Origin of the sequence: Mesorhizobium sp. M1078 (assembly GCF_040318615.1) — a bacterium.
GTDB lineage: Bacteria > Pseudomonadota > Alphaproteobacteria > Rhizobiales > Rhizobiaceae > Mesorhizobium.
The window spans coordinates 214,532-238,434 of the sequence record NZ_JAMYMP010000002.1 but is presented as its reverse complement, the minus strand read 5'-3'; the positions used below and the strand labels follow the sequence as shown (position 1 = coordinate 238,434).

The 23,903-nt window shown below is 65.7% G+C and carries 17 protein-coding genes; 1 reads left to right on the top strand and 16 read right to left on the bottom strand.

What is annotated here, in order from left to right; all coding sequences use genetic code 11:
• Nucleotides 1-115: 115 nt before the first annotated feature.
• The 13 genes from tagF to tssA are packed head-to-tail and all read right to left on the bottom strand — an operon-like array spanning nucleotide 116 to nucleotide 16,194.
• Complete coding sequence (gene tagF / locus NKH38_RS05265; RefSeq protein WP_023729245.1) at nucleotides 116-658, bottom strand: type VI secretion system-associated protein TagF; 543 nt, start codon at nucleotides 656-658, stop codon at nucleotides 116-118.
• Entirely contained in the window at nucleotides 640-4,176 is a 3,537-nt protein-coding gene (gene tssM, locus NKH38_RS05260) for a type VI secretion system membrane subunit TssM (protein ID WP_023729246.1), read from the bottom strand. Before tssM ends, tagF begins: the two co-directional genes overlap by 19 nt.
• A gap of 1 nt (nucleotide 4,177) precedes the next feature.
• On the bottom strand, nucleotides 4,178-5,503 hold the full coding sequence (gene icmH / locus NKH38_RS05255) for a type IVB secretion system protein IcmH/DotU (RefSeq protein ID WP_352762543.1): 1,326 nt from the start codon (nucleotides 5,501-5,503) through the stop codon (nucleotides 4,178-4,180).
• A gap of 4 nt (nucleotides 5,504-5,507) precedes the next feature.
• Complete coding sequence (gene tssK, locus NKH38_RS05250) at nucleotides 5,508-6,842, bottom strand: type VI secretion system baseplate subunit TssK (RefSeq protein WP_023709959.1); 1,335 nt, start codon at nucleotides 6,840-6,842, stop codon at nucleotides 5,508-5,510.
• A 58-nt stretch (nucleotides 6,843-6,900) separates the two neighbouring features.
• Nucleotides 6,901-7,353, bottom strand: a complete 453-nt coding sequence (gene tssJ, locus NKH38_RS05245; RefSeq protein WP_352519182.1) for a type VI secretion system lipoprotein TssJ — start codon at nucleotides 7,351-7,353, stop codon at nucleotides 6,901-6,903.
• Nucleotides 7,354-7,356: 3 nt separating this feature from the next.
• Nucleotides 7,357-8,838 (bottom strand): type VI secretion system-associated FHA domain protein TagH, encoded by a 1,482-nt coding sequence (gene tagH / locus NKH38_RS05240; protein WP_352762539.1) that lies wholly within the window; start codon nucleotides 8,836-8,838, stop codon nucleotides 7,357-7,359.
• Nucleotides 8,835-9,878 carry a type VI secretion system baseplate subunit TssG gene (tssG, locus tag NKH38_RS05235; protein WP_023673712.1) on the bottom strand — a complete coding sequence of 348 codons (1,044 nt, stop codon included), beginning with the start codon at nucleotides 9,876-9,878 and terminating at the stop codon, nucleotides 8,835-8,837. The genes tagH and tssG overlap by 4 nt, the downstream gene beginning before the upstream one ends.
• Entirely contained in the window at nucleotides 9,842-11,716 is a 1,875-nt protein-coding gene (tssF, locus tag NKH38_RS05230; protein ID WP_023754028.1) for a type VI secretion system baseplate subunit TssF, read from the bottom strand. Before tssF ends, tssG begins: the two co-directional genes overlap by 37 nt.
• A gap of 3 nt (nucleotides 11,717-11,719) precedes the next feature.
• Complete coding sequence (gene tssE / locus NKH38_RS05225) at nucleotides 11,720-12,475, bottom strand: type VI secretion system baseplate subunit TssE (protein WP_352762635.1); 756 nt, start codon at nucleotides 12,473-12,475, stop codon at nucleotides 11,720-11,722.
• Nucleotides 12,462-12,911, bottom strand: coding sequence for an Hcp family type VI secretion system effector (locus NKH38_RS05220; protein WP_023673716.1), 450 nt, complete (start codon nucleotides 12,909-12,911; stop codon nucleotides 12,462-12,464). The genes tssE and NKH38_RS05220 overlap by 14 nt, the downstream gene beginning before the upstream one ends.
• Before the next feature lie 52 nt (nucleotides 12,912-12,963).
• On the bottom strand, nucleotides 12,964-14,469 hold the full coding sequence (gene tssC / locus NKH38_RS05215; protein WP_023682611.1) for a type VI secretion system contractile sheath large subunit: 1,506 nt from the start codon (nucleotides 14,467-14,469) through the stop codon (nucleotides 12,964-12,966).
• A 3-nt stretch (nucleotides 14,470-14,472) separates the two neighbouring features.
• Nucleotides 14,473-15,009 carry a type VI secretion system contractile sheath small subunit gene (tssB, locus tag NKH38_RS05210; protein WP_023673718.1) on the bottom strand — a complete coding sequence of 179 codons (537 nt, stop codon included), beginning with the start codon at nucleotides 15,007-15,009 and terminating at the stop codon, nucleotides 14,473-14,475.
• Nucleotides 15,010-15,015: 6 nt separating this feature from the next.
• Nucleotides 15,016-16,194: a type VI secretion system protein TssA gene (gene tssA, locus NKH38_RS05205; RefSeq protein WP_352762537.1), complete on the bottom strand. Its 1,179-nt coding sequence runs from the start codon at nucleotides 16,192-16,194 to the stop codon at nucleotides 15,016-15,018.
• A 323-nt stretch (nucleotides 16,195-16,517) separates the two neighbouring features.
• Between tssA and tssH the strand changes: the two genes are divergently transcribed.
• Nucleotides 16,518-19,322 carry a type VI secretion system ATPase TssH gene (gene tssH, locus NKH38_RS05200; protein ID WP_352762535.1) on the top strand — a complete coding sequence of 935 codons (2,805 nt, stop codon included), beginning with the start codon at nucleotides 16,518-16,520 and terminating at the stop codon, nucleotides 19,320-19,322.
• Here tssH and NKH38_RS05195 read toward each other — a convergent pair whose 3' ends face one another.
• From NKH38_RS05195 to NKH38_RS05185, 3 genes are read right to left on the bottom strand one after another with little or no spacing between them, the layout of a single operon-like run.
• Nucleotides 19,323-20,558: a VWA domain-containing protein gene (locus tag NKH38_RS05195; RefSeq protein WP_023704819.1), complete on the bottom strand. Its 1,236-nt coding sequence runs from the start codon at nucleotides 20,556-20,558 to the stop codon at nucleotides 19,323-19,325.
• A gap of 2 nt (nucleotides 20,559-20,560) precedes the next feature.
• Entirely contained in the window at nucleotides 20,561-22,813 is a 2,253-nt protein-coding gene (locus tag NKH38_RS05190) for a DUF5682 family protein (RefSeq protein WP_352762532.1), read from the bottom strand.
• A 4-nt stretch (nucleotides 22,814-22,817) separates the two neighbouring features.
• Nucleotides 22,818-23,897 carry an ATP-binding protein gene (locus NKH38_RS05185; protein WP_352762530.1) on the bottom strand — a complete coding sequence of 360 codons (1,080 nt, stop codon included), beginning with the start codon at nucleotides 23,895-23,897 and terminating at the stop codon, nucleotides 22,818-22,820.
• Nucleotides 23,898-23,903 lie beyond the last annotated feature (6 nt).

Genomic DNA, 23,903 nt, shown 5'->3' with positions numbered 1-23,903 from the left:
GAAACCACACATCCTTACACGGTGATAAAACAGCGGGCCCTTGGCTGCGCTGGACATAATTATCGATCGGGTCTGCGTCTGTGCCGTGTTTTACACATCGTCGAATTCACCCTCATCAGCTGGTCTCCCAACTGCCGGCGAGGATTGTCTCCAGCGTCGTTTGCGGCGATTGCGGGTCGATGTCGAAAATGTCGGAATGCGCCGTCCACATCACCATGTCGGCGATCAGTTCCTCGCCCGGCTCGACCGACGGAACAGGCAGTGCCGCCAAAGCTGCATCCAGTTCGTCGGGCGTCAGTTCGCCCTGCTGGGCGGCGATGGCCGCTTCTTCTATCCCCGCAAACCATGCCTCGGCATGCGTCAGCGTGACAGGCGCTTGAGGCAGCTGGGCAACGACGCTCAGGGGGAATTTCCGGCCGACCTTGTCGGCGCTTTGCACGATGATGCCCGCCGAAGCGCCGAAGGAATTCGTGCCGGCCAGAAAGCGCAGCGCGGTGCCAGTGGCCCAGATGTCCTGGCCAAACAATGGCACCAGATGCTGCGCCAGCCAGCGGTCCCACAGCCGTACGAATTCGCCCTTCAGCCGCCGCGTCACGAAGTCGCCGGTGGCGGGCATTTTGCCGTAGAAGCCGGGCAGGATCATATCTGCGGCGGACATGAGAATTTCTTGAACATCTGGAGGTTGTAGGGATTTTCCACGCTCGCCGCCTTGAGCTTGAAGTCGGCGTACATGCCTTTCGTTCCGAGCCGCAGGCTGTAGACGTCGGACAGCGACGTGCCGGTGAAGCGGCCTGCGCGCAGCATCCTCAGCCACGCCCAGCTGCCGGTCTCGTTGAGCATGATTTCGGGCGAGCCGTCGATCGGCTGGAAGGCGAGCGAGATGACGCCGGTGCCGTCCTTGCCGGGCCAGGTCATCGGCTGCGGCCGCGTCGCATTGTTGAAGTAGACCAGGTTCTGGCCGTCGAGGTTGAGGGTGACGCGGGTGATGTTGGGCGACAGGTCGGTCGGCTCGAGCGTGAAGGCCATCACCGGGCCCTGACCGCCGGGAAAGAGATCGTCGCGGATGCGCCGCGCCTGCTCGAAGGCGGCGAGCGCCGATGGGTCGAGGCCGAAATCGGCACGCCATTTCCAAGGCTGCGCCGAGGTGTCGACATAGCCGATCAGATGGTCGTTGATGAAGCCGTCGATCATCCCTGCCGGTCCGAACAGGCGGGCGAAGTCGCGCACGTTGACGTCGACGGCACTGTCGGGGCTGAACGGATAGCGGTCGTTGAGCGCGGCCTGGCAGAAGGGCAGGATGTCGGCGCGCCAGATGGCGTTGAGCTCGGAAGCCACGGCCTTCTGCGTCAACCCGCTGGTGTCGCCGGCAATGCCGCTCAGCCAGGTGTTGACCGGGTCGGGCAGGATTTGCGCCTGGCGGGCGACGGCGCCGGTCAGTTCGGCAAGCCCGCCCTGTTTCTTGATCGCGTCCTGCGGGTCGGGATTGGCGGTCACCGTCTGCAGCACGTTGGACAGCGCCGTCAGCGCGACGACCGCGGCATCGAGCGCCGGCGGCTGGCCGTCGACCTCGGCAATCGTGCTCTTGAGCGGCTTGAAGTGTTCGGCCACCAGCGTGCCGGTCAGGTCGACTTCGCTCGCCGAGCCTGCCCGCGGCAACAGCTTGGCGCCGGTCTTGACGATCTTGCCCAGTTTGCCGAGTTTGCCCAGCAGTTTCGAGCCGCCCTTCGCCGCCGCCTTGTCGTCGGTCGGCGCCTCGTCCGAGCGGGTGAGGTCGACCTCCTGGACCACCGCCGTCAACAGCCGCTTGAGCGCGGAATCGGCGCTGGAAAGGTCCTTCAGATTCTCGCTGGCAATGTTGAGGTCGCTGAGCGGCGCCAGCCGCATGTCGCGCAGGAAACTGTCCCACTGCGCGATGTAATCGTCATAGTAGAGCTTCAGGATATCTTCCGACAGTGCCGACACCGAGGTCTCGGAATTTTCCGAGCAACCGCCGGCAAACACCGCGCGGTCGAGTGCCGCCTGGGCGGCGACATCCTCGACCCGGTCGAGGATCGCGTCGTGGAAGCCGTCATAGGTGAAGGCGCCTGATATGCCGACGCGCAGCGTCTTGTCGGAGCGTCGCGAAAATACCTTGGCGCCATTCGGCCCGGCGAAATTGGCGGGGATCCATTCCTTCAATCCGGCCACCGCCGGATCGGCCAGCAATTGCTTGTAGGCCCGCGCCGGCAGCGAGATCGTGCAGACCGTTTTCAGCGCTTCGGCGACCAGCGCCTGGTCGGGCGCGATGTAGCTGTCGTCGACCGCCATGCGCCGGATCGCGGCCAACTGGTGTTCTTCGGCATCGGCGGTCGGGAAGGGCGCGGCCGGCGCGAATTCGGGCAGGTCGTTCACCCACCAATTCTCGACGAAGTCGGAGTCCATCTGAGACAGACCGGTCATCATGCGGTAGGTCTTGAGTGCGCCCAGCATGAAGTCCGGATCGCGGATCTGCCGCCACATGGTCGCTTCCAGCAACGCCACCATGCGCGGCTCCAGCACGTTGCGCAGAGCGTGGTCATAGGTGTCGGTCTGCGCCCGCATCATCTCGGCCGAAGCCGATGGTCCGAGCAGGTCCTGTGCCTTGTTCGGAGGCGCAGTCCTGGCATTGGCGACTTCGTCCATGGCGTTGAGGGCAACGTCCATAGCCGGCTGCAGCACCGAGGCGGGCGTCGCGGCGGCCGACGTCAGCGGCGCCTGCAGTGCTTCGAACTGGCCGGCTTGCGCGGCGATGGCGTTGCGGTTGTCGTAGTAGGACCAGGTGAACAGGCCGCCGGCGAGTATGGCCGCAGCCGCGCAGGCAGCGGCGGCACCGCGCCAGATCCAGCTGCGGCGGCGCTGCGCCACAGGATCGAAGGTGCCGAGCCCGGCCTCCTTGAAGATCACCTCGGTCAAAAGGTTCTTGAGGAAGAAGCTGCGCTTCTCGAAACGCTGCGCCGGCATCGTGCGTCGTGCCGGCAGGCCGAAGGAGGAGGCGAGCGCCGCGGTCAGCCGGTCGATCGGCGCGCCTTCCTGGGTCGCCGAGGTGAGATAGAGGCCGCGCAGCCAGGCTGCCTCCTCGTAGCGGCTCTCGCCGAACATCGCCTCGACCAGCACCTGGATCGGCTCGGACAGGCTTTGCAGCTGTGCGGGAAAGCGGAAGATCTCGGCCCGTTCGGCCAGCTTGTCCTCATCCTCCAGCCGCGGCACCAGCCGCTTTTCCAGCTCCCTCGACAGCGTCGTGATTTCGCCCGCGATCGTCTTGGCGTCGACGCGTGCATCGAGCGGGAAGGTCGTCCCCCATACCTGTTCGCGCGCCGCCGTCGACAGGCCGCCGAAGAAGGCCTCGAAGCCTCTGATCAGATCGGCCTTGGTCAGCATGAGATAGACCGGCAAGCGGATCTCCAGCCGCTCCTCGAGTTCGGCCAGGCGCCTGCGGATCTTGCGGCCATGCGCCTTGACGGCTTCGTCGCCCTCGGACAGCGCGTCGATCCCAAGCGCGACGATGACGCCGTTGAGCGCACGACGGCCACGATGCTTCTTCAACAGATCGAGGAAACCCAGCCATTCCACGGCGTCGACATCGGGCTGGCTTTCCTGCTGGACATAGCGCCCGGCGGTGTCGATCATCACTGCGTTTTCGGAGAAGAACCAGTCGCAGTTGCGGGTACCGCCGATGCCCTGCAGATCGTCGGTGAGGTCGATCGGAAAGTTGAGGCCGGATTGGCGCAAGGCCGTCGTCTTGCCGGTCGCCGGGGGGCCGACGATCACATACCACGGCATCTCGCGCAGGAACTTGCGGCCGCCGAGCTTGCGGCGCTTCAACTCGACCATGACGTCCTGGAACTTGGCGCCGACCGCGGCGACGTTTTCCTCGCCCGGGCTGAGCCGCTTTTCCTCGACCGGGGCGGAAATCTCGGCGACGAACATGCGGTTGGCGCGGATCGCGCGGCGCTGCGCGACAATCAGCCAGATCAGCCAGAAGATCACCAGAAGCGCGATGATGACGATGCGCACCGTCTCCGACGCCATCGGCACATAGTCGCCGACCCGTACGATCGGGCCGAATACCCAGATGATCAGCGACAGCAGCGCCAGGCCGATCAGCGTCCACAGGAAACGCGAAGTCAGGACCGCCCAGAGGAAGCGCAGGATGAACATGTCACAGCCTCTTTTCGACCAGCACTTCGACGCGGCGGTTCAAGGCCCGCCCTTCGCGTGTGCCGTCGTCGGCCACCGGATCGGTGGCGGCCCGGCCTTCGGAGCGCACGCGCTCCTTAGGCACGCCGTTCTGGACCAGGATATCGGCAATTTCCGCGGCGCGGGCTTCAGACAGCCGCTGGTTGGTGGACAGTGGGTTGGTCTTTTGCAAGGGAACGCCGTCGGTGTGGCCGACCACGGTGATATCGCCGATCAACTCCTGATTCTCGAGGATCACCTTGGCGACCGAGGCGATGAGCGGATCGAAGCCGTCTGTCAGCTGTGCTCGCGACGACTGGAAGAGTTCGGGATTGGAGGCCTGGATGACCAGCCGCGCCAGCGACACGCTCTCCGTGCCGCTCAGCGCTCTCTTGAGCTCGTCCGGCGCCGCCGCCTGGAATTCCGGCAGCAGCGCGAAATCGACCGCCACCGGCGGCGGCGCGTCGACCTTCGGCGAAGCGCGGGTTACATCCGTACGCGTCGGCGGCGGCAGTGCGCGCACCAGCGCCGAAAGCTCGACCGCCTGGCTGCTCAGGCTCATCGACAGGCCGATATGGATGGCCGTCGCGATCACCGCCGCTGCCGCAACCATCACCCAGATCGGCACGATGAAACGTTGTGGTTCATCGGACGCGATCACGCCTTTCCAGTTGGGCGACAGCGGTGCGCCTTCGCCGTCGCTGTCGCGCAGGAAACGCGCGGCCGCCACACGCACGGCATTGAGCGAACGGTCGCCGGAGCGGCCCGGCACTCGATATTTGCCGCGGAAGCCGAGCGCCATGCAATGATACTGCAACTCCAGCATTTCGCGGTCGCGATTGGGATGGCGTTCAAGCTCTTCGAGCCGGGCGAAGAACTGCGCGCCGGCATCGACGTCGCCGCGCAGCATCACCACCAGCGGCTGGCGTGGCCACGCGCTGGCTCCGCCCCACGGCGTATTCAGCGCCAGATCATCGAGCAACGCAGCCACCAGCCACGCGGCCTGGTCGGCGCGCTCGAGCGAGGAGCCCTGCGCCATGGTGGTGTCGCGGCAGCGCACAAGTTCGTCGAGCAGCCTGGTGCGCAGGGCTTCCGGGTTCTCCGGCGGCTGTGCGTTTTCGAGTTCGGGTGCAAATTCCAGCAGCGGCGAGAACGCGTTGACGAGCACGTTCGGATGCGCGCGCGCGGAGCGTTTCGCAGTCACCCCTGACGCCGGCAGCGGCATGGCGCGCGGCGTTGGCGCTCCGCTCAGCCGAATGCGCGTCCGCTCCCGATCCTCGGACAGTCCGAATGGATCGTCCCTGCTCATCATCTCACCTGTTGACCGAGTAGCAGTCGACCTGCGGTTCGCTGGGCAGCACGCCCGAAACGCCGATCACGAAACCGGGCGCTTCGAGCAGCGAGGCCCAGTGCTCGCTTTTCTGGTCGAGTTCGAGGCACAGCCGGTCGCCGTCATAGGGAATTTCGCGCGGTTGCGAATGCAGGGGCTTCAGCGGAATGCCGGGCAGGCGTGATTTCCACAGCCCTTCGAATTCGCTGGCCGAGCCGACGGTCGCCTGGTTGACGAAAATCTTGCGCAAGGCATCCTCCGACAGTTCGGAGCCGATCCGCACCACGATGCGGCTCGCCACCAGAAGTTTCGGGTTGTCGATGCGGATCTTCCACACATTGGTCGCATGGCGCATGACCGGCAGGGCGCGGGATTTCGGCTCGATGTAGCGCAGGCTGAGGATGAGGGAGCGTAGCGCGTCGGCCAGCGCCGAATAGGCCGGGCCTGGCGCCATGTGGTCGTAAACAGGCAGTTCGCCGAGCCGCCTTGCACTCGAGCCATAGGTCGCCATCGAGCCGGCAAGGCCGGCCAGCTCCATATAGACCTCGGCCGGATGGAACACGTCCTGCGCCAGCATGTGCGCCAGCCGCGGCCGCGCGGCGTTGACCAAATTGAGGATCAGAAGATCCTCGACGCTGCGGCCGGGGCCGCCCAGCACCATCTTGCCATGCGCCTCGGCGATCTGGTCGAGGCCGGTGACCACTTCCTGCAGCAGGCGGCTGTACCAGGACGCCGCGCCGATGACCAAGGTCGGCGGCAGGAAGGTGTCGTCCAAGGCCACGCCGCCATCGGCGCGCACGCCCTTGAGTTCGGCCACCGGCAGCGCGGTGTAGCCGCCGACGGCCGTGCCCGGCGCCAGCAACAGCGCCTGCGGCCGTGCGATCTCGATTTCCTCGGGATCGGAGCCGCCATGCACGGCGTCGCGCACCGACACGATCCGGCCGCGATAGCGCGCGCCGGACGGCTCGGCGTGAGCCGGGTCGAAGCCGACGCCGCCGGGCGGTTCGAGCGGCAGCGCGATCAGCACCGGTCCCGCGCCCATTTCCGGCGTTACCGCCAGCGGCCGCGGCGCATCCATCGTCTCAGGGATCGCGAACGGCGTCCCGTCGGGAAAGATGCCGCGCGCCGAAAGCACCGAGATCTGGCCGGCATCGAGCTGTGCCTGATCAAGCGTCAACGTTCGAAAGCCGAACGTATGCAGATGCCCGGCCTGCAAGGCGCCGCGCACCGTCGCTTCGAAGAAGCGGTCCTGTTGCTGGAAATGCTGGGTGCGAAGGAAAAGCCCCTCCGACCACAGCACCCTGTTTGCATCGCTCATGCCGGCACTCTCTGCTTCCTGCTCATCACCTTGGCGCGGCTTTGCGGACCCGCCGCCGCTAGGCGGAAATGCCGCCGCTGCCGAGCTTCACATTGACGGTGAACTTCGATCCCGGCGACACCGACTTGGTCGTGCGCCAGTTGCGTCCGGTGGGTTCCCTGATCAGCGCGACGAAGCCGAGTGCGGCCACTTCCGGTTCGACCGTGATGGTCTTCGATGCGGTCTTGCCGGGTCCGACGGAAATCGTGTCGGAGCCGATGAGATCGCCGCCAAGTGCCGCGCCGGCACCGCCCTGCAGGGCAAAATAATCGGCCGAATTGAAGGCGCCGGTGCTCTTCAGCCGTAAGACCATTACCGTTACCGGCCTGTCGCCGCCGCCCGGTCCCGGGTTCATGCCGGCCCCACCGGCCAAATTGACCGTTATGACGGACGGTTTAGGCGGGCCGCTCTGGCAAGCCGTCAGCAGTCCCGTAGCCCCGATGGCCAGAATGAATTCGCGTCTGTCGATCATCTCTCAGTCCTCCTCATATGCGTCCCTAAAATCAGCGCCGATTTCGCCCAGAAAGCGCGTCTCGGCGCTGTGAGCGATTTCACGGTGGCGTTTCTGGTACAGTTCCCAGAGTTTTGCGCCGCGCCCGCCGGTCAGCAGATTGCCGATCGCCGAACTCGACTTCAGTTCCTGCTCGATCGCCGCCGGATCGAAGCGGTCGATCATGCGCTTGAGCGCGCCTTGCACGCCGCGCCAGGCACGAACGTGGTGCTGCGCCAGATCGCGCACCGCGTCCTTGATCGCCGCTTCGGCGCCGAGGAAACCGGGGCTGCGCTCGGCCAGGATGGTCACCAGAGCATCGTCGACCGAAGGCAGGAATTTGAGCGGGTTGACCTCGGACGCGCCAACCACGGTCTGGGCGACGCGGGCGTTGCCCTTCTCTTCGGCGCGCTTGCGCAAAAGTTGCATCAACCCTTCCATCATCAGCCGGTATTCGCGGCCGAACTTCTCCATGTCGGCCACCGGATCGCTGCCGGGAAAATCGGACTCGTCCATGCCCATGCCGCGCAGGAAAGCGGCGCGCAATTCCGCGTCCGCCTGTCCGGTCGACGGCCGCGCAGCAGCTTGCCGGACAGGAGCACGTGGTGGCGGTGGAGGCGGGGTTGGCGGTGGCCGCTGTGGCGATGCCTCGGCCGCGCGGACCGGCAGATCCCAGGGCGCCGGGGCAGGCGAGGGCGCATCCACTGCGCCGCCATCCGTCGCGCCTGCGTCGAGACTGGTGGACTCGGCCGGGCCAAAACCAAACCCGTCATCGTCGGCCGGCGGCTGCTCGGAACTGGATCTGCTCGGCTCTCTCGACAGCGGTGCGGAATCGAGGCCGAAGGGATCGTCGAACAGCGGCTTGCCAACACCCTTGTCGGGGGCGGTCTCGGCCACCGGCGTTGCCACAGGGTCGAGGCTGAACGGATCGTCGAACGCCTGCGAGCTGCGTTCATCGGACCGCGCACGCGCGAATGCGCCGGGCACCGGCTTTTCGAATGGATCGGGCAGGTTGGCAGGGCGTGGCCGTCCCGGCTCTTCTTCCGTGGTGGACGAAAAGAAATCGTCGCCGCCGAGGCTGACCGGCGCCCGCGACGCCGCCGGCTTACTGGCAGGCGCTGAAGGCCTGGAGGCCGGCGCCTCGGTCTTCGCCGTCTGCAAATCGACCCACACCACATAGTCGCCCAGTCGCAGTCGCATGCCGCTTTGCAGGCGCGCGGTATTTCCCGCGCCGAGCGGGCTGGCGGCATCGTCGATGAACAACCCACTGCTGGAGGTATCGGTGACGAAATAGCCGCCCTGCTTGCTGGTGATCTTGCAGTGGGCGCGCGAGACGAACATGTCGGGATCGTTGATCTGCCAGTCGGCGTCGGCGCTGCGGCCGATTACCAGCTCGCCCTCGTCCAGCCGCGCCTGCCGCGTGACTTGCGCGCGTGGTCCCTGTTCGAGAGTCAGAAGCAGGCTCATGCCGCCACCTCTTCCCGCCAGCCGACGATGGTCCGCAACCGCATGTCGTCGGCGTCCCCCTTTTCGACCGGTCGCGCCAGCCAGGTGGTGCGGGCAAGCTGGACGGTGCCGAGCTTCGCCGGCGGCACTGCCTTTGCCGCAAGCACGATCCTGAGATCGACATCGATGGTCTCGCCGATCAGGTCGCGCACCGCCTGCTTCAACAGCTTCAGCCGCTCACCGCCCGGCAGGAAGGCCTTGTAATCGATATAGCTGAGCGCGCCGATGCGCAGCTCGATGCGGCTCTGCCGGCTGAAGCTGCGCGGGCCGATGGTGGCGCTGCGGCCGAGCGTGGCATAGCTGCCGGCAAGCCGCGTCTGCAGCGCCTTGGGGATGGTCATCCAGGCCGCGACGAACTCCTTCAGCACCACCGGCACTTTGAAGGCTTCGGCCAGGAACAGCGTCAGTCGCTCGGGGCCGTCGACTTGGGCAGCGAGCGAGGCGGCCTGGCGAAGTTTTACTGTATCGAGTTCGGCATCCTGCGTGCCCGGCAGCCCGATGCCGGCCATCGCTTCCAGCATGGAACGGACGCGGCCGCCGACACCGCGTTCGACCTGCACAGCCGGATGCGCATCCGCCCAGGCCCGATAGTAGAGCGCGATCATCCTGTGCTGCAGGATATTGACAAAATCGACGAAGGTCGTGTCGCTCGTCTGCCGCGCCTCGGCGCCGGCATACCAGCGTTGCGACAGGCGATCGAGCACCCAGCGCGTCAGATGCAGTGGCATCGGCCCTTCGGGTCCGAGCAGGCCGAGATTGTTGACCGTGACGCGTGCCGGCGACTTGTCCGTCGGCTCGCGGAAATCCACCACGTCCTGCACTGCGAAGGACAGCCGCACATTCTGGCCGAGCCTTGCCGGCTCGCGGTCCGGCCGGCCGGAATGGCCGAACAGGCCGCCTTGCCGTTCGAGCCGGCGCAGCAGTTCGAAAAAGTCGAAACTCTCGGACAGGGTTGCGGCTCGCTCTAGATCAGGTAGCGATTGCCGGGCGTCATCGGCCATGGCACATCCTCCTGTTTCTGGAGCAACCGCGTGCGCGTGCGCACGAACCCGTTAATGCCGGCATGGCGGGCAAACAGCCGCGACAGCAGGCCCGACAGCAGCAGAGTGCTCTGTCCCGCCAGCACCGACTGGTCGACATGCAGCGTCACTTCCGTGCCGCGGCCGAAGCACATCGGCCCTTCGATCGCCAGCCTTTCGATCACCGCGCGCGAGTCGATGCGCACGATCGAGCGCACATTGCGGGCGAGCCCGGGGTCGCCGCGCTCGGCATAGAGATCGAGCAGCGCGTGCAGCGGATCGACGCCGCGGCCTTCCTTGGCCAGGCTGAGGAAGTTGAGCGCCAGCTGTGACACCAGTCGCCAGGCCAGGTCGTCGGCGCGCGACTCGCCGTCGGCGCCGGTCGGCAGCGCTGCCGGGATCGCCGGCTGCGGCGAACGCAATGCGCCGAGCAGCCGGACCGTCTCCACAGGGTCGCCGGCTTCCAGCGTCAGGGTCGGCGTGTCGTCGAGGATGGCCAGGTCGCGATTGGTGCAAAGCGCCATGATATCGACGCGCTTGAGCGGCCTGTTGGCCTGGCTGTGGACCGGGCGCGAGATCGCCAGGAAGACGTCGTCGCCGGCATAGGAGGTGCGGGTCACCCCCTGGCGCCGCTCGTCCTCGGTTGGCCGGCGCGGCCGCCGCTCGGTCGAATAGACCCAGCCGCTGCCGCGGTTTTGCCCGAGGCTGAACAGCTCCGGTATCTCGGCATCGGGCCCCTCGGCATCGGCGTCCTCGACGCGGATGACCCGGTAGATTTCAAAGTCGCGCGCCCGCGTACGGTCGGCATGCAACACCTGCCGCGTCTTGCGCTGGTCGAGCTCGATGACGTTGCACTCGCGCTCGAAGAGATTGATGATCGGCGTCGCGAACAGATCAAAATCCGCCGGCGTCAGGTCGGCGAGCTCGGGCACGGGACGCCTGAACAAAAAGACGATTTCGAGCCCGGCCTGGCATTTACGCACGACCGGCAGCAAGCCGGTGACGCGCGCATAATGGAAGCGCTCGGGCATCATGAAATATTCGCGCAGCAGGCGGTAGCCTTCGAAGGTCGGCCGCGTGCGCGGCATCAGCGCCTCGGCATCGGCAATGCCGACCATCTCCGGCGGCGGTAGCGGCGACAATGGATTGGTCTTGCCTTCCGGTCGAGCGCCGACACCAGAGCAGACTCCGAAGATGGCGTCGAAGATCAGCGGCGCCTTGGTGCGGTTGGCGAAATAGAAGTCGAGCCGGTCGAGCGCCAGTTCGTCGAGCTTGCCTTTGCCGGTCCGCGCCAGCGTGATGCGAAGTGCCGCTTCGCCGGCCTTGCCGGCGATCGGGCCGATGCCGGCGGCGGCAAGCGCGCTGCGGTCCTGGAAATAGCCGACCGAACTGATCGCGATCGGAAACAGCGTCATGTCCTGCGCGGTGGTGAAGGTGCAGCGTGTCGACAGGCCAGCCTGCAGGCTGGAGACCAGCCGCGTGCCGCGCTTGACGACGTGGCCGGCAAGCATTGTCTGCACCTGCTGGCCGGGCTTCAGCACCACCATGGCGGTTGCCGGCACCGGCGTGACGAGATCGGGATAAAGCACGTCGAGGATGCTGCGCGAAAACCGCGAGCGCTCGGCATCCACCTTCAGGCGCGTGCGCGCGGCGAGGAAGGCGACGCCGTCGAGCAGCCGCTCGACATAGGGGTCGGGACACGGCACCGTATCCAGCGACAAATTGCGGGCAACCGCCGGATGCATGTCGGCGAACTCCGCCGCCAGCCCGCGTATGTGGGACAGTTCCTCCTCGTAATATTCTACGAAGACCCGGTCCATCTCTCAGGCTTCCCTGAACTCGGTGCGCGCCAGTCCGTTGTCGAGATTGATCGTCGTGCGCAGGCGCATGCGCTCGGGCGTCGGCGTCATGATCAGCACGGCGTCGATCTCGATCTTCAGGCCGGTCTTGTCGCCGAGGTTGACCGTGACTTTCGTCGCGCTCTCCTTCAGCCGCGGCTCGAATGCGGCGAGCACGGCGCGGATCTCGCGTGCCAGAACATCGCGATCGAAGTCGCGCGACGACCGGCCGGAGAAGGACGGCACGCCATAATTGACAACGCTGCGGCGCACCTCCGGAAAGTCGGCCAGCGATGTCGGACTGTCGGTCATCTGCTCGGCCTCGAGATCGGATAGCAGCGGCGCGGATTCGAAACGCTCGGTGTTGAACAGCGCCTCGATGTCGCGCCGCACGGCCTCGCGCAGCACATCGGGCGACACCACGATGCCTCGGCTTTCAAGCTCGCCACGGTGCCGGTTCTGAAACGCCAGCCGGTGCAGCCGGCGCTTCTGATCGGGGTTCAATGCGTCATCGGCGTCGATGCGCCTCGGTCCGTCTGCCAGCAGCTCGTCCAGGCGCTCTGCGCCAAGCTCCTCCTGCAGAGCCTGCCTGAGCCCGTCTATCTCCGAGCTCAGGCCCGGCAGATCGTTGACGAGGCGGTCCCACAGCGAAGGCTGTACCGCCTCGCGCTTGGCCCGTGAACCGCCCGCCTGTATCTTGTCGGCGGCAGGGCGCTTTGCTCGCCCCTCACTTGCCGACATAGACATCCATTTCGGCTTCGTCATTGTCGTCATAGACGAACTTGATCTTCTTGTAGGCGAAGGAGACTTCCTCCTGGATCAGGTCGGCTTCATCATCGGCCTGCGACATGTCGTATTCCATGATCGAGGCGTCGGTCAGGGTAACGACCAGATAGTCCTTGCTCTCGCCGTCGATGGTCCGCCGCGCGGAGAATTTGACCTCGTCCAGCGCCTTGTTTTCGAACAGGGCCTTGGCCAGATAGGGTGAGGCCTTGTCATAGTGCTTGGTGAACTTGATCATGCCCATCGACACGCGGCCTCGGCGCGAGAGGGAATTGGGGTCGTAGGGCGCGACCATCTTGTAATCGACGCCATGGATTTCGATCTCGTCGTCATGGCCGTCGCGTGTGCTAGGCCCCTTGATATCCGGAACTTTCAGAAAACCGTCGATCTTCATTGTGGGCATTTTCGTTCTCCACCGCTTTCAAACAAAGGTTTGGTTGCTGCAATCAGGTCTTAACGGACGGCAATTCCGACACCAGCCTGAGCGAGGCGTTGATGCCCTCCAGCTGGTAGTGCGGGCGCAGATAGAAGCGGGCGTTGTAGTAGCCCGGCCGGCCCTCCACGCTGTCGACCTGCACCTCGGCGGCGGCAAGCGGACGCTTGGCGCGCGCCTTGTCGTCGGCGAAGGCCGGGTTGGCCAGTACGTACCGGTTGATCCATTCGGTCAACCAGATCTGCATGTCGGTGCGTTCCTTGAACGATCCGACCTTGTCGCGCGCAATCGCCTTGAGGTAGTGCGCAAAGCGCGAGACCGGGAACAGGTAGGGCAGGTTGGCGGAGAGCCGCTCGTTGGATTGGGCGTCGGGGTCGACCAGGCGTCCCGCCCGCGTCTCGTCATCCTGCAGAGAGTGTGCGCCGATAAAGGCCGCGAGATCGGTGTTCTTGCGGTGCAGGATCGGCATCAGCCCGAGCTTGGCCAGTTCCGCCTCGCGGCGGTCGTCGATGGCAACCTCCGTCGGGCACTTCATCGCGATCGAGCCGTCGTCGGTCGGGAACGAGTGCACCGGCAGGTTGAGCACCGTGCCGCCATTCTCCACGCCGCGGATCTGGGTGCCCCAGCCATAGAGCTTGTGGCTGCGGTTGATGTTGACGCCCATCGGGAAAGCGGCGTTCATCCAGACATATTTGTTGTGGTCGCCCTGCACTTCTTCCTCGAAGGAGAAGCCCTTGACCGGCACGGTCTCGGAGCCGTACGGCAGCCGCGCCAGCACGCGCGGCATGGTCAGCCCGATATAGCGCGCATCCTCGCTCTCGCGCAGCGATTGCCACGAAGCGTAGGCCGGGTTGGAGACGATCTGCTGCAGGTCCTGCGGGTTGGGCAGTTCCTGCCAGCTGTCCATGCGGAACAGCCGTGGCGAGGCGGCGGCGATGAACGGCGTGTGCGCCGAGGCGCAGATCCCGGAGATGTTGCGCAACAGGCCGACGTCGCGCGGGTGGTTGGAGAACTCGTAGGCGCCGATGACGCAGCCGATCGGTTCGCCGCCGAGCATCGAATACTCGTCGGTGTAGACTTTCTTGAAGATCGGGCTCTGGTCCCACATCTGGCCTTCATAGTCTTCGAGCGTATCGGCCAGCTGCTCCTTGGAAATGTTCATCACCCGGATCTTCAGCTTCTGATCCGTCTCGGTGTTGTTGATGAGGTACCAGAGGCCGCGCCAGGTGCCTTCCATCTGCCGCACTTCCGGCGCGTGCAGGATTTCGTTGACCTGGGTCGTCAGCATCTTGTCGATGCCGGCGATCAACGACTTGATCGACTTGATCGAGTTGGACGAGATCGTCGTCGTCTCGGAGCGCGACTGCGCCGCCAGAGCCAAGTTGCGCACCAGCTGCTGCAGCTTCTCGCTGTCGTCCTTCTTGACCTTGAAGTCCTTCTCCAGCAGCTGGCTGAATTCACCGAGATCGACGGCCTCGGCCTCGGCGACGGATGCTGCGGTCTTTTGCTGTTCGGCCATGATCTATTCCTCACCCTTGTCGTCGGACAGCGCCTGGGCGGCGATCTGGCCAAGCAACGGCTGGTTGTTCAGCAATTGGGCTATGCGCTTTTCGGCATCGACGCGGCCGTCCATGAAGCCGAGCAGCTCCTCGAGCTGGCGCCGCATCTTGAGGATTTCGGCCAGTTGCGGGACCTGTTCGGCGATCTTGTCGGGGGCGAAATCGCCCATCTTGGTGAAGGTCAGGTCGAGCGCCAGTTCTTCGTCGCGCTCCTGTCCCTCGGCCTGCGGCAGCGTGTTCTTCACCCGCGCCTTGACCCTGGGTCCCAGCGCTTCCATGAATTTGGGGAAGCGGTTGGCATCGGTCTCGACAAAGGAACGGTCGAGCACCGTCTTGGACGCTTCCCTGGTCTGCGATGCGCCCGACAGGTCGGCCATCACGCCCATGACGAACGGCAGTTCGATCGTCGTCGGGCTGCCGTAGGTTTCGACATCGTAGGCGATCTGCACGCGCGGGGCGCGATTTCGCTCGATGACCTTCGCTTTGCTTTCGGCTGGCATGTGTTGCTACCTTTCATCCTTCTGGGCAGTCTTCTTGGCGTCGGGAACGCCGGCGAGCAGCCGGAATTCCTTGAGCCCCGACGGGGCGAGGTCTTCCATCAGTTCAACGAAATCCATGTGCACCATCCTGCGCACCCGGCGGGCGAGATGCGGGATCGGACTCGAGGGCTCGGTGCGGTCGTAGAACGCGACCACAAGGTCGAGGCACTTCACCACATCGTCGCGCGAGGAAATCCTGTCCGGGAGCCCCGCACCGGTCTCCGCGTAGCTTGCCATCGTCTCGGCTCCATGACCGTTTCTGACCCGCGCGGCCGGGCTTGCCGGGGGAGCAGCCGGGCTGGCAGCCCCTTTCGTCGCTGCCTCTTCCGTGGTCTCGACCGCCGTGTTGCGTTCCAGCGTCGTCAGCACGCGCTGCAAAAATCGTTTCAGGTCCGGGACGGCAGCCCCGTTGCTGTCAAGACGGGCATTCAGGGCCGTATCGACCGCGTCGAGCGCCTCGATCGCTGCGTGCGCCCCGGCGATGAGCGCTGTCATCTGTTCACCGGCCTGGTCCTGATGGGCGGCACAACCGCTGCCCACCCGGTTCAGGAGCTGTCCGTGCGCGCTGACCAGCGCTGCCTTCTCCGTGGCATTCAATCCCGACGCCGCTTCCTGAAGCATGACGCGATCATCGAGCGCACCCTGTTCGAGATCGCGTCCGCTGATCGGCCCGATGGGACGCGGCGCGAAGAAGACCATCTGCCTGAGGTTCGCCAGCAGGCCTTCCTGGCCGTTCTGCAGGTCGGCCAGCGCGTTGAGGCGGCGCAAGGCGGCCTCGCGTGGTTGGGGGCTGGCCCGCAGCGCCGGGTGCATCGTCTCCCAATGCGTCTCGAAGGTCCTTGCAATCAGGGTCAGGCCCTGTGCCAGTCCGGCCAATCCCTCTTCATTGGCGAGCGCCCGGGCGACAATGACAAGCAGGCGCAGGTCGCGGCCATGCGAACGCAACTCCTCGGCCTTGCCGAGCACGGCAGGCCAGTCGACCGGAATGGTCGATTGCGCGGCTGGCTTGTTGCGCCCGTCATGGACGACCTTGACCTGCGGCTCCGTGAGCCGCTCCAGCTCATGAAAAGCCGGATCGTTGCGCAAGTCTTCGCCTGACGGATTTTCACCGTCCAGCGGAGCAAGCCAGAGTGCGAGATCGATCACAGATACCCCCGGCGACCGGCTCTAAAACCGTACGTGACCCAACGTTAGCACACGGTTGCATATTCCCACAATTCGCCATCCGCTCAAAAGTTAATGAGCGCTAATGAATGTCGGTGCAACTGCGCCTCGAATGGCGCAATTCATGGCGCGCCTGCCCAACCTCGTATGTGAAGCGCATCGCATAGGATTAGAAAAAATCGTGGTTGTCTGCATTTGGCGGCGCGGGACTCTCCACAAAGAGAAAGGCCGGCTGCATCAAGCGCTTTGTCAAGCGGCTGCATATGTGGCAGGCTGTCGACGGGCAGATTGCAGGAGCACGTTCGATGGAACAGCGCCGGTCGTCGCAGGGGTTCAAACGCAAGGAACTGGTTGGCAAGCTCAATCCGGTCTGCCTGCGCGCCTTCAAGGCCGCCGCCGACAGCGCCAAGCTGCGCGGCAATCCTTACGTCGAACTCGTCCATTTCATAGAACAACTGGTGCTGTTCGAGCGTTCGGATATGCAGATGATCATTGCCGATGCCGGCGTCGATGCCAGCCGGCTTACCAGCGACATGACCCGCGCCGTCGATAAGCTGCCCTACGGCGCCACCTCGATCGAGGAATTTTCCGACCACATCTTCCACGCCATCCAGGAGGCCTGGAACCTGGCGACGCTGGAATTCGGCATGGAGGAGGTCCGCAGCGCCCATATCGTGCTCGCCTGCCTGAAGACGCCGGTGCTGGAAGGCCTGGTGGCGAAGATCAGCGGCGAATTCGACAAGATCGACGCCGACGGGGTCATCGCCCGCTTTGCCGAGGTGGTGGAGGGCTCGCTCGAAGCCGGCGCCACGGCAGCAGTGGCTCCCACCGCGGAGGCGCCGCGGCGCGCTCCGGGCGGGGATTCGGCGCTGGCCAAATACGCCACCGACCTCACCCAGCGCGCCCATGACGGCAAGATCGACCCGGTCGTCGGCCGAGACCCGGAGATCCGGCAGATCATTGATATCCTGATGCGGCGCCGGCAGAACAACCCGATCCTGACCGGCGAGGCCGGTGTCGGCAAGACCGCGGTGGTCGAGGGCTTTGCCCTGCGCATCGCCCAGGGCGACGTGCCGCCGCCGCTGCAAGGCATCAGCGTGCGCATGCTCGACGTCGGCCTGATGCAGGCCGGGGCCAGCGTCAAGGGCGAGTTCGAGAAGCGCCTGAAGGCGGTCATCGACGAGGTCCAATCCTCCGAGACGCCGGTCATCCTGTTCATCGACGAGGCGCACACGCTGATCGGCGCCGGTGGTGCCGCCGGAACCGGCGACGCAGCCAATCTCTTGAAGCCGGCGCTGGCGCGCGGCGAATTGCGCACCATCGCCGCAACCACCTGGGCCGAATACAAGCAGCACATCGAAAAGGACCCGGCGCTGACCCGCCGTTTCCAGGTGGTCAAGATCGACGAGCCGTCGGAAGCGGTCGCCGTGCTCATGCTGCGCGGTGTAGCCGGCGTGCTCGAACAGCATCACGAAGTGCAGATCCTGGACGAGGCGATCGAGGCGGCGGTCGGCCTGTCGCATCGCTACATCCCGGCGCGGCAATTGCCCGACAAGGCGGTCAGCCTGCTCGACACCGCTTGCGCCAGGGTGGCGATCTCGCAGCATGCGACGCCGGCCGAGGTCGAGGACATTTTGCGGCGCCGCCAGGCGCTGGAAGTCGAAAGCGGCATCATCGGCCGCGAGGCCGCGATCGGCATCGAAGTAACTGACCGGCAGGCGCGGGTCGAGGCCGGGCTCACTGAGGCCGGGACCATGCTCGCCGCCGCCGAGGAGCGCTGGGAGCGCGAAAAGGCGCTGGTTGCCGAGATCCTCGAACTGCGCGCGCGGCTGCGCGGCGACGGCGTGCCGCTCGATGCGGTGGCGACAACCGAGGCCGATGCCGAACCAGCAGCGCCGGACGAAGAAAAGACCAAGGTGCCCAAGGCTGAACCGCCCAAGGCCGAAACGTCCAAGCCTGAAAAGCCGAAGGCCAAAGCGTTCGAGACCGAAGCGCCGGCTGCGGAGGCTGCGCCGTCAGATCCTGTCGCCGATCTGGCGCGGCTGCGTGAACTCATGGCCGAGCTTGCCACCGCGCAAGGCGAGACGCCGCTGATCCTGCCGTCGGTCGACCGCAATGCGGTCGCTGCCGTGGTCCAGGACTGGACCGGCATCCCGACGGGACGGATGCTGTCCAGCCAGACCGAAAAGGCGATCAAGCTGGCCACCACGCTGTCCGAACGTGTCGTCGGCCAGGATCACGCCATGGAGATGATCGCCAAGCGCGTGCAGACCAGCCGCGCCGGGCTCGGAGCGCCGGAAAAGCCGGTCGGCGTGTTCCTGCTCTGCGGCCCCTCGGGAGTCGGCAAGACCGAGACGGCCCTGGCGCTGGCCGAGACGCTCTATGGCGGCGAGCAGAACCTGATCTCGATCAACATGTCCGAATTCCAGGAGGCGCACACCGTCTCGACGCTCAAGGGCGCACCGCCCGGCTATGTCGGCTACGGCAAGGGTGGCATTCTCACCGAGGCCGTGCGCCGAAAACCCTATTCGGTGATCCTGCTCGACGAGGTCGAGAAGGCCCATCCCGACGTCCACGAGATCTTTTTCCAGGTCTTCGACAAGGGCATGATGGATGACAGCGAGGGTAGGCGCATCGACTTCAAGAACACGCTGATCCTGCTGACATCGAATGTCGGGTCCGAAGTCATCATGGAGCGGACGCAAAACGGCACGGTGAGGGCGGGGCTCGACGGCCTCGATGCAGCTTTGCGCGCTCCACTGCTGAAAGTCTTTCCGGCAGCCTTCCTCGGCCGCGTCGTGACCATCCCTTATTATCCGCTTTCGGATTCGATGATCGAGGCCATCACCCGCCATCAGTTCGGCAAGATCGCGCGGCGGCTGCGCGCCAGCCACGACGCCGAACTGGTGATCGGCGACGGCGTCATGGCGCTGGTCAAGGCGCGCTGCACCGAAATCGAGTCCGGTGGCCGCATGATCGACGCCATCCTCACCAACACGCTGTTGCCGGAACTCAGCCGCGGCGTGCTGAACCGGTCGCTCGACGGCGAGAAGATGACCAAGGTGACCGTCAGCGCTTCCACCGACGGGTTTGCCTATTCGTTCGAATAGTCAGGCCTGACTGCTCGGCTCCGTCTCGGCGCGGATCAGCTTGATGTCGGCGCCGGCTGCCCAGGCGCCGATATCCTCGCGCCGCAACGCCGCCGCCATCATGTCGGGAAACAGGTCCGGCGTGCAGGCGAAGACCGGTATGCCAAGTGCCGCGACCGAAGCCGACATCGCCTGATCATAGCCCGGCCGGCCCTGATCGGTCAGCGCCAACAGCACGATGACATTGACGCCGGACCGGACCAGCGCCGCAAGCCGCCGCAGCAAGTCCTGGCCGTTGCCGCCCTCATAGAGGTCGGTGATCAGCACGAAGTGGGATTTGGTCGGCCGCTCGATGCGGTCGGCGCAATAGGCGACCGCCTGGTTGATGTCGGTGCCGCCGCCGAGCTGCACGCCAAACAGCACCTCGACCGGGTCGCTGAGCTCTTCGGTCAGGTCGACGATGGCCGTGTCGAAACAGACCAGCTTGGTGCGCACGACCGGCAGCGACGCCATCACCGCGGCGAAAATCGAGGCGTAGATCACCGAGCTCGCCATCGAGCCGGACTGGTCGACGCACAGCACCACTTCGTCGAGATCGACCAGCCGGCGTTGCTTGCGCATGAAGCCGACCAGTTTTTCCGGCACGACGGTTTTGTGCTCAGGCTGGTAGTGGCGAAGATTGGCCGAGATGGTGCGCGGCCAGTCGATGTCGCGTTGGCGCGGCCGGTTGGTGCGTCGCGACTTGTCGAGCGCGCCACGGATCGCCTCGGCGGTCTTCTGCTCCAGCCGCTGCATCAGCTTGGCAACGATGTCGGCGATGATGGTGCGGGCGATGTCCTTGGTCTTGGCCGGCATCACCGAACGCAGCGAGATCAGGTCGGCGACGAGGTTGACGTCGGCCTCGATCGCCTTGAGGAATTCCGGCTCCATCAGCATCTGCTTCAGGTTCAGCCGCTCAAAGGCATCCTTCTGGACGATCTGGACCACCTGGGCGGGAAAGAAGGAGCGGATATCGCCCATCCATTGCGCCACGCGTGGCGCCGAGCGGCCGAGCCCGCCGCGCCGCTTGCGCGGGTCGGCATCGGCATTGGCGCCGTCGCCGTAAAGCGCATCGAGCGCCGAAGACAGTTTTTTGTCATCACTGGAAAGGGCGGAGGAAGCCTCGTCATCGGCGCCGATCGCCAGCCGCCAGCGGCGCTCGCGGCCGCTATCGGAGGATGCTGGGCCGGGTTCGGGCACTTCGGCTTCGTCATCCATTGTCACACTCCGCCCGCCAGCAATGGCCCAAGCCGCTCCAGGTGACGGCGCCAGCCCTCGCCGCCATCCGGCGCCGGCGTCAGGCCGGCCGGCAACCTTGCGGTGCGGCCGAGCACGGCCTCGATCAACCGCCGCCGCTCCATCGAGTCCAGATTGGAGAAGACGCGGCGCAGCAATGGCAGATGCGCGATGAAAGCGTCCTCGTCGAGCGATTTCAGCCACCCATCGACGGCGCCGCGCAGGCCCTCGTCATAGATCAGCCGCTGGCCGGCAGTGCTGAAGAAACCTTCGAAGAACCCCGCTCCCTGGGCGACCGGCGTCCCCGGCGACAGCCTGCGTCCGAGCAGCCCGGCGGCGTCCTCTGCCGACAGTTGGCCGGCTTCATAGAGCAGATGCGCGGCGCAGCCGGCGAGCAGCGCCGTCGAGCCCGGACCTTCCAGCACGCCGGTCAGGCCGTTGCGCCATGCATCGAGCACGCCTTCGCCGGGCTCGACCAGCCGGATCGCCGTGTCGGCCTTGCGCACAGCACCGACCAGCGTGGTGGCGGCCTGCTCGTCCAGGTCGCGCACCGCATAGGGCAGCGCGATCGCGCCTTCGACGATCAACCGTTCCAACAAACCGGACAGCCGGTTGGTTTCGGTCTTGCGCGCCTCGCCGTAACGGATGATGTCGGCAAGCGGCGGCACCGAGGCCAGCATCTCCAGGCATTCGCTGCTGTGCGCTGCGCGCGCCTCCAACGCTACAAGGCCGGCGCTCGCGGCCTCCGACAGATCCGCCGTAATGGCGCTCTGGACAAGGGCGGCAAGCGTGTCGAGGCTCGCGGCCGCACCGAGCATCTGGATCAGGCGGCCATTGGCGGCCTTTTCGATAGTCGGGCCGTAGATCAGGTTCTCGACCAGGCGCACGGCATATTCCGGCTCCCAGGCCAGCGTCCATTTTTCGCGAAAGGTGCCGCGGCTGCGGCCGGCGTCGGCCAGCCTGCCCCATTGCACGCCAAGCACGTTCAGCCGGTGCAGCAATGTCGAACGAAACAGTCCGCTTTCGCTGCGCAGATCGACCGACAGCTCGCGTTCCAGCGCCTCCGGCTTCAGCCGCGCCGCCTTCTGGTTGCGCTGCAGGTCCTCGATCAGCGGCGCCAGCGGCGTGTCGGGCGGAATCTCGCCGACATCCGCGCCCAAAAGCAGCTCGGCCTCGACCAGCGCCCACAGCACCGCTTCGCCGTTGAACAGCGCCGCGATCGCGGCATCGCGCAATTCCTCGAAGCCGGGCTTCGGCCGCTCGCGAATGGCAGCCAGTGTGCGCGCAAGCCGCTCGGCCTCGATCAGCGACGCGGTCGACACCAGATGGCCCTTCGCCCGCAGCACCGCCGCGATCGTCGCCAGCCACAGCGTCGCGGCGTCGCGCCGCCCTCGTGTGCGCCACAGATGCTTGCACCAGCCGGGCGCGACGACGCCAGCGCCATAACCATAGCCCAGCGCAAGACGCGGCCCGGTCCATGGCGCCCATGTCATGATGCTTTTGCGCCGGGCAATTCCCTTGATCAGCGCCTGGTCGTTCTTCTGCGCGTGCGCGGCCTGCAGGGCCGGCACATGCCATGCGCCGCAGACGACGGCGATCGGTCCGGCGAATTCCTTGCGCGCGGCGGCGATTTCCAATCGCATATGCGCTTCACGCTTGGCCTCGAACGGCGCGATCGCACCTTCGCCGTCGCGCAGCGTCGTCATCGCATCGGTGATGGCAGCGAAGATTGGACCCGGCTGCGGATTCTGCTCGATAATGTCGGCCCACCAGCTTTCGCCATCTTCATAGCCGGCGGCCGCAGCCAGCGTGCCGATCGGGTCGCGATGCGATGCGGGCTCGCCATCCTCACCGGTTTCGTCCTTGGGTTCGGGCTTGTCGGCGTCAGCCGTTTTGTCGGTGTCGTCGGTTGCCGGTGCCGCGAACCGTGCCGATGACGGCAGGTCGATGAACCGCAATGCCGCCTTGTTCTCCACCGCCCACACCGCCGCCTGGTATTCCGGCGAGAACTCGGCGAACGGCCAGAAACTCGTCGCGGCCGGGTCGTCCTCGGGGTAGCAGAGCAGCGCCACCGGCGGCTGCATCTGCGGGCGCGCCAGCAATGGCAGCAGGGCGGACGCGTCGCTCGGCCCTTCGATCAGCACCGCGACCGGCTGCAAGTCCCGCAGCGCCTGCACCAGGCTGTCGGCGGAGCCCGGCCCGTGATGGCGGATGCCGAAATAGGCGACGTCGCTCATGACCTCAGATCGCTGCGTTCAGTGCCGCGTAATAGCCGGCATAGCCCGGCCGCTTCTTGAGCACCGTTTCGAGATATTCCTCCAGCACCACCTTGTCCTGCACCGGGTCCTTGACGATCGCTCCGACAAGGCTGGCGGCGAGGCCTTCGGCGCCGAGTTTGCCGCTGTCGAACCACGCCGCCTGGCTGAGGCCGCCGACCATGGTGGCGATCGCCTCGGCGGTCGACAATGAACCCGAAGGCGTCTTCAGCGTCACCTTGCCGTCAGCGGTTGCGCCCGAGCGCAGCTCGCGGAAAATGGTCAGCACGCGCGCAATCTCCTCGCCGACATTCTTCGGCACCGGCAGGTCGAGGCCGCCGGCCATCTCGTCGACCCGCTTGGAGACGATCGCCACCTCTTCGGCCATGTCTTCGGGCAGCGGCAGAACCACCACATTGAAGCGGCGCTTGAGCGCCGAGGACAGTTCGTTGACGCCCTTGTCGCGATTGTTGGCGGTGGCGATGATGTTGAAGCCGCGCTGGGCATAGAGCGAGGTGTTGAGCTCCGGGATCGGCATCATCTTTTCCGACAGCACGGTGATCAGCGTGTCCTGCACGTCCGAGCCCATGCGCGTCAGTTCCTCTAGCCGGCATAGCTTGCCGCTCTCCATGGCGCGGTAGAGCGGCGTCGGCACCAGCGCCTCCTGGCTCGGCCCTTTGGCCAAAAGCTGCGCATAGTTCCAGCCGTAGCGGATCTGGTTCTCGTCGGTGCCGGCCGTGCACTGCACGATCAGCGTCGAGTTGCCCATGATGGCGGCGGCGAGATGTTCCGACACCCAGGACTTGGCGGTGCCGGGAACGCCGAGCAACAGCAGCGCGCGGTCGGTAGCGAGTGTCGCCACCGCGGTTTCCATCAGCCGGCGGCGACCAACATATTTCGGCGATATCACGGTGCCGTCGCTTGCCTTGCCGCCGAGCAGATAGGTCAGCACGGCCTTCGGCGACAAGCTCCATCCGGCCGGCTTCTGGCGTTCGTCATTGCGCGCCAGCGCCTGCAGTTCAGCGGCATAGGCCTGCTCGACAGGGAGGCGGATGGCTGCGTTCATGGTGCT

Coding starts and splice junctions, on each gene's coding strand:
- tagF (WP_023729245.1), bottom strand. CDS start 658: ATGTCCGCCGCAGATATGATCCTGCCCGGCTTCTACGGCAAAATGCCC.
- icmH (WP_352762543.1), bottom strand. CDS start 5,503: ATGAGCAGGGACGATCCATTCGGACTGTCCGAGGATCGGGAGCGGACG.
- tssM (WP_023729246.1), bottom strand. CDS start 4,176: ATGTTCATCCTGCGCTTCCTCTGGGCGGTCCTGACTTCGCGTTTCCTG.
- tssK (WP_023709959.1), bottom strand. CDS start 6,842: ATGAGCGATGCAAACAGGGTGCTGTGGTCGGAGGGGCTTTTCCTTCGC.
- tssF (WP_023754028.1), bottom strand. CDS start 11,716: ATGGACCGGGTCTTCGTAGAATATTACGAGGAGGAACTGTCCCACATA.
- NKH38_RS05220 (WP_023673716.1), bottom strand. CDS start 12,911: ATGAAGATCGACGGTTTTCTGAAAGTTCCGGATATCAAGGGGCCTAGC.
- tssB (WP_023673718.1), bottom strand. CDS start 15,009: ATGCCAGCCGAAAGCAAAGCGAAGGTCATCGAGCGAAATCGCGCCCCG.
- tssH (WP_352762535.1), top strand. CDS start 16,518: ATGGAACAGCGCCGGTCGTCGCAGGGGTTCAAACGCAAGGAACTGGTT.
- tssG (WP_023673712.1), bottom strand. CDS start 9,878: ATGGCCGATGACGCCCGGCAATCGCTACCTGATCTAGAGCGAGCCGCA.
- tssJ (WP_352519182.1), bottom strand. CDS start 7,353: ATGATCGACAGACGCGAATTCATTCTGGCCATCGGGGCTACGGGACTG.
- tssC (WP_023682611.1), bottom strand. CDS start 14,469: ATGGCCGAACAGCAAAAGACCGCAGCATCCGTCGCCGAGGCCGAGGCC.
- NKH38_RS05195 (WP_023704819.1), bottom strand. CDS start 20,558: ATGGATGACGAAGCCGAAGTGCCCGAACCCGGCCCAGCATCCTCCGAT.
- NKH38_RS05190 (WP_352762532.1), bottom strand. CDS start 22,813: ATGAGCGACGTCGCCTATTTCGGCATCCGCCATCACGGGCCGGGCTCC.
- tagH (WP_352762539.1), bottom strand. CDS start 8,838: ATGAGCCTGCTTCTGACTCTCGAACAGGGACCACGCGCGCAAGTCACG.
- NKH38_RS05185 (WP_352762530.1), bottom strand. CDS start 23,897: ATGAACGCAGCCATCCGCCTCCCTGTCGAGCAGGCCTATGCCGCTGAA.
- tssE (WP_352762635.1), bottom strand. CDS start 12,475: ATGTCGGCAAGTGAGGGGCGAGCAAAGCGCCCTGCCGCCGACAAGATA.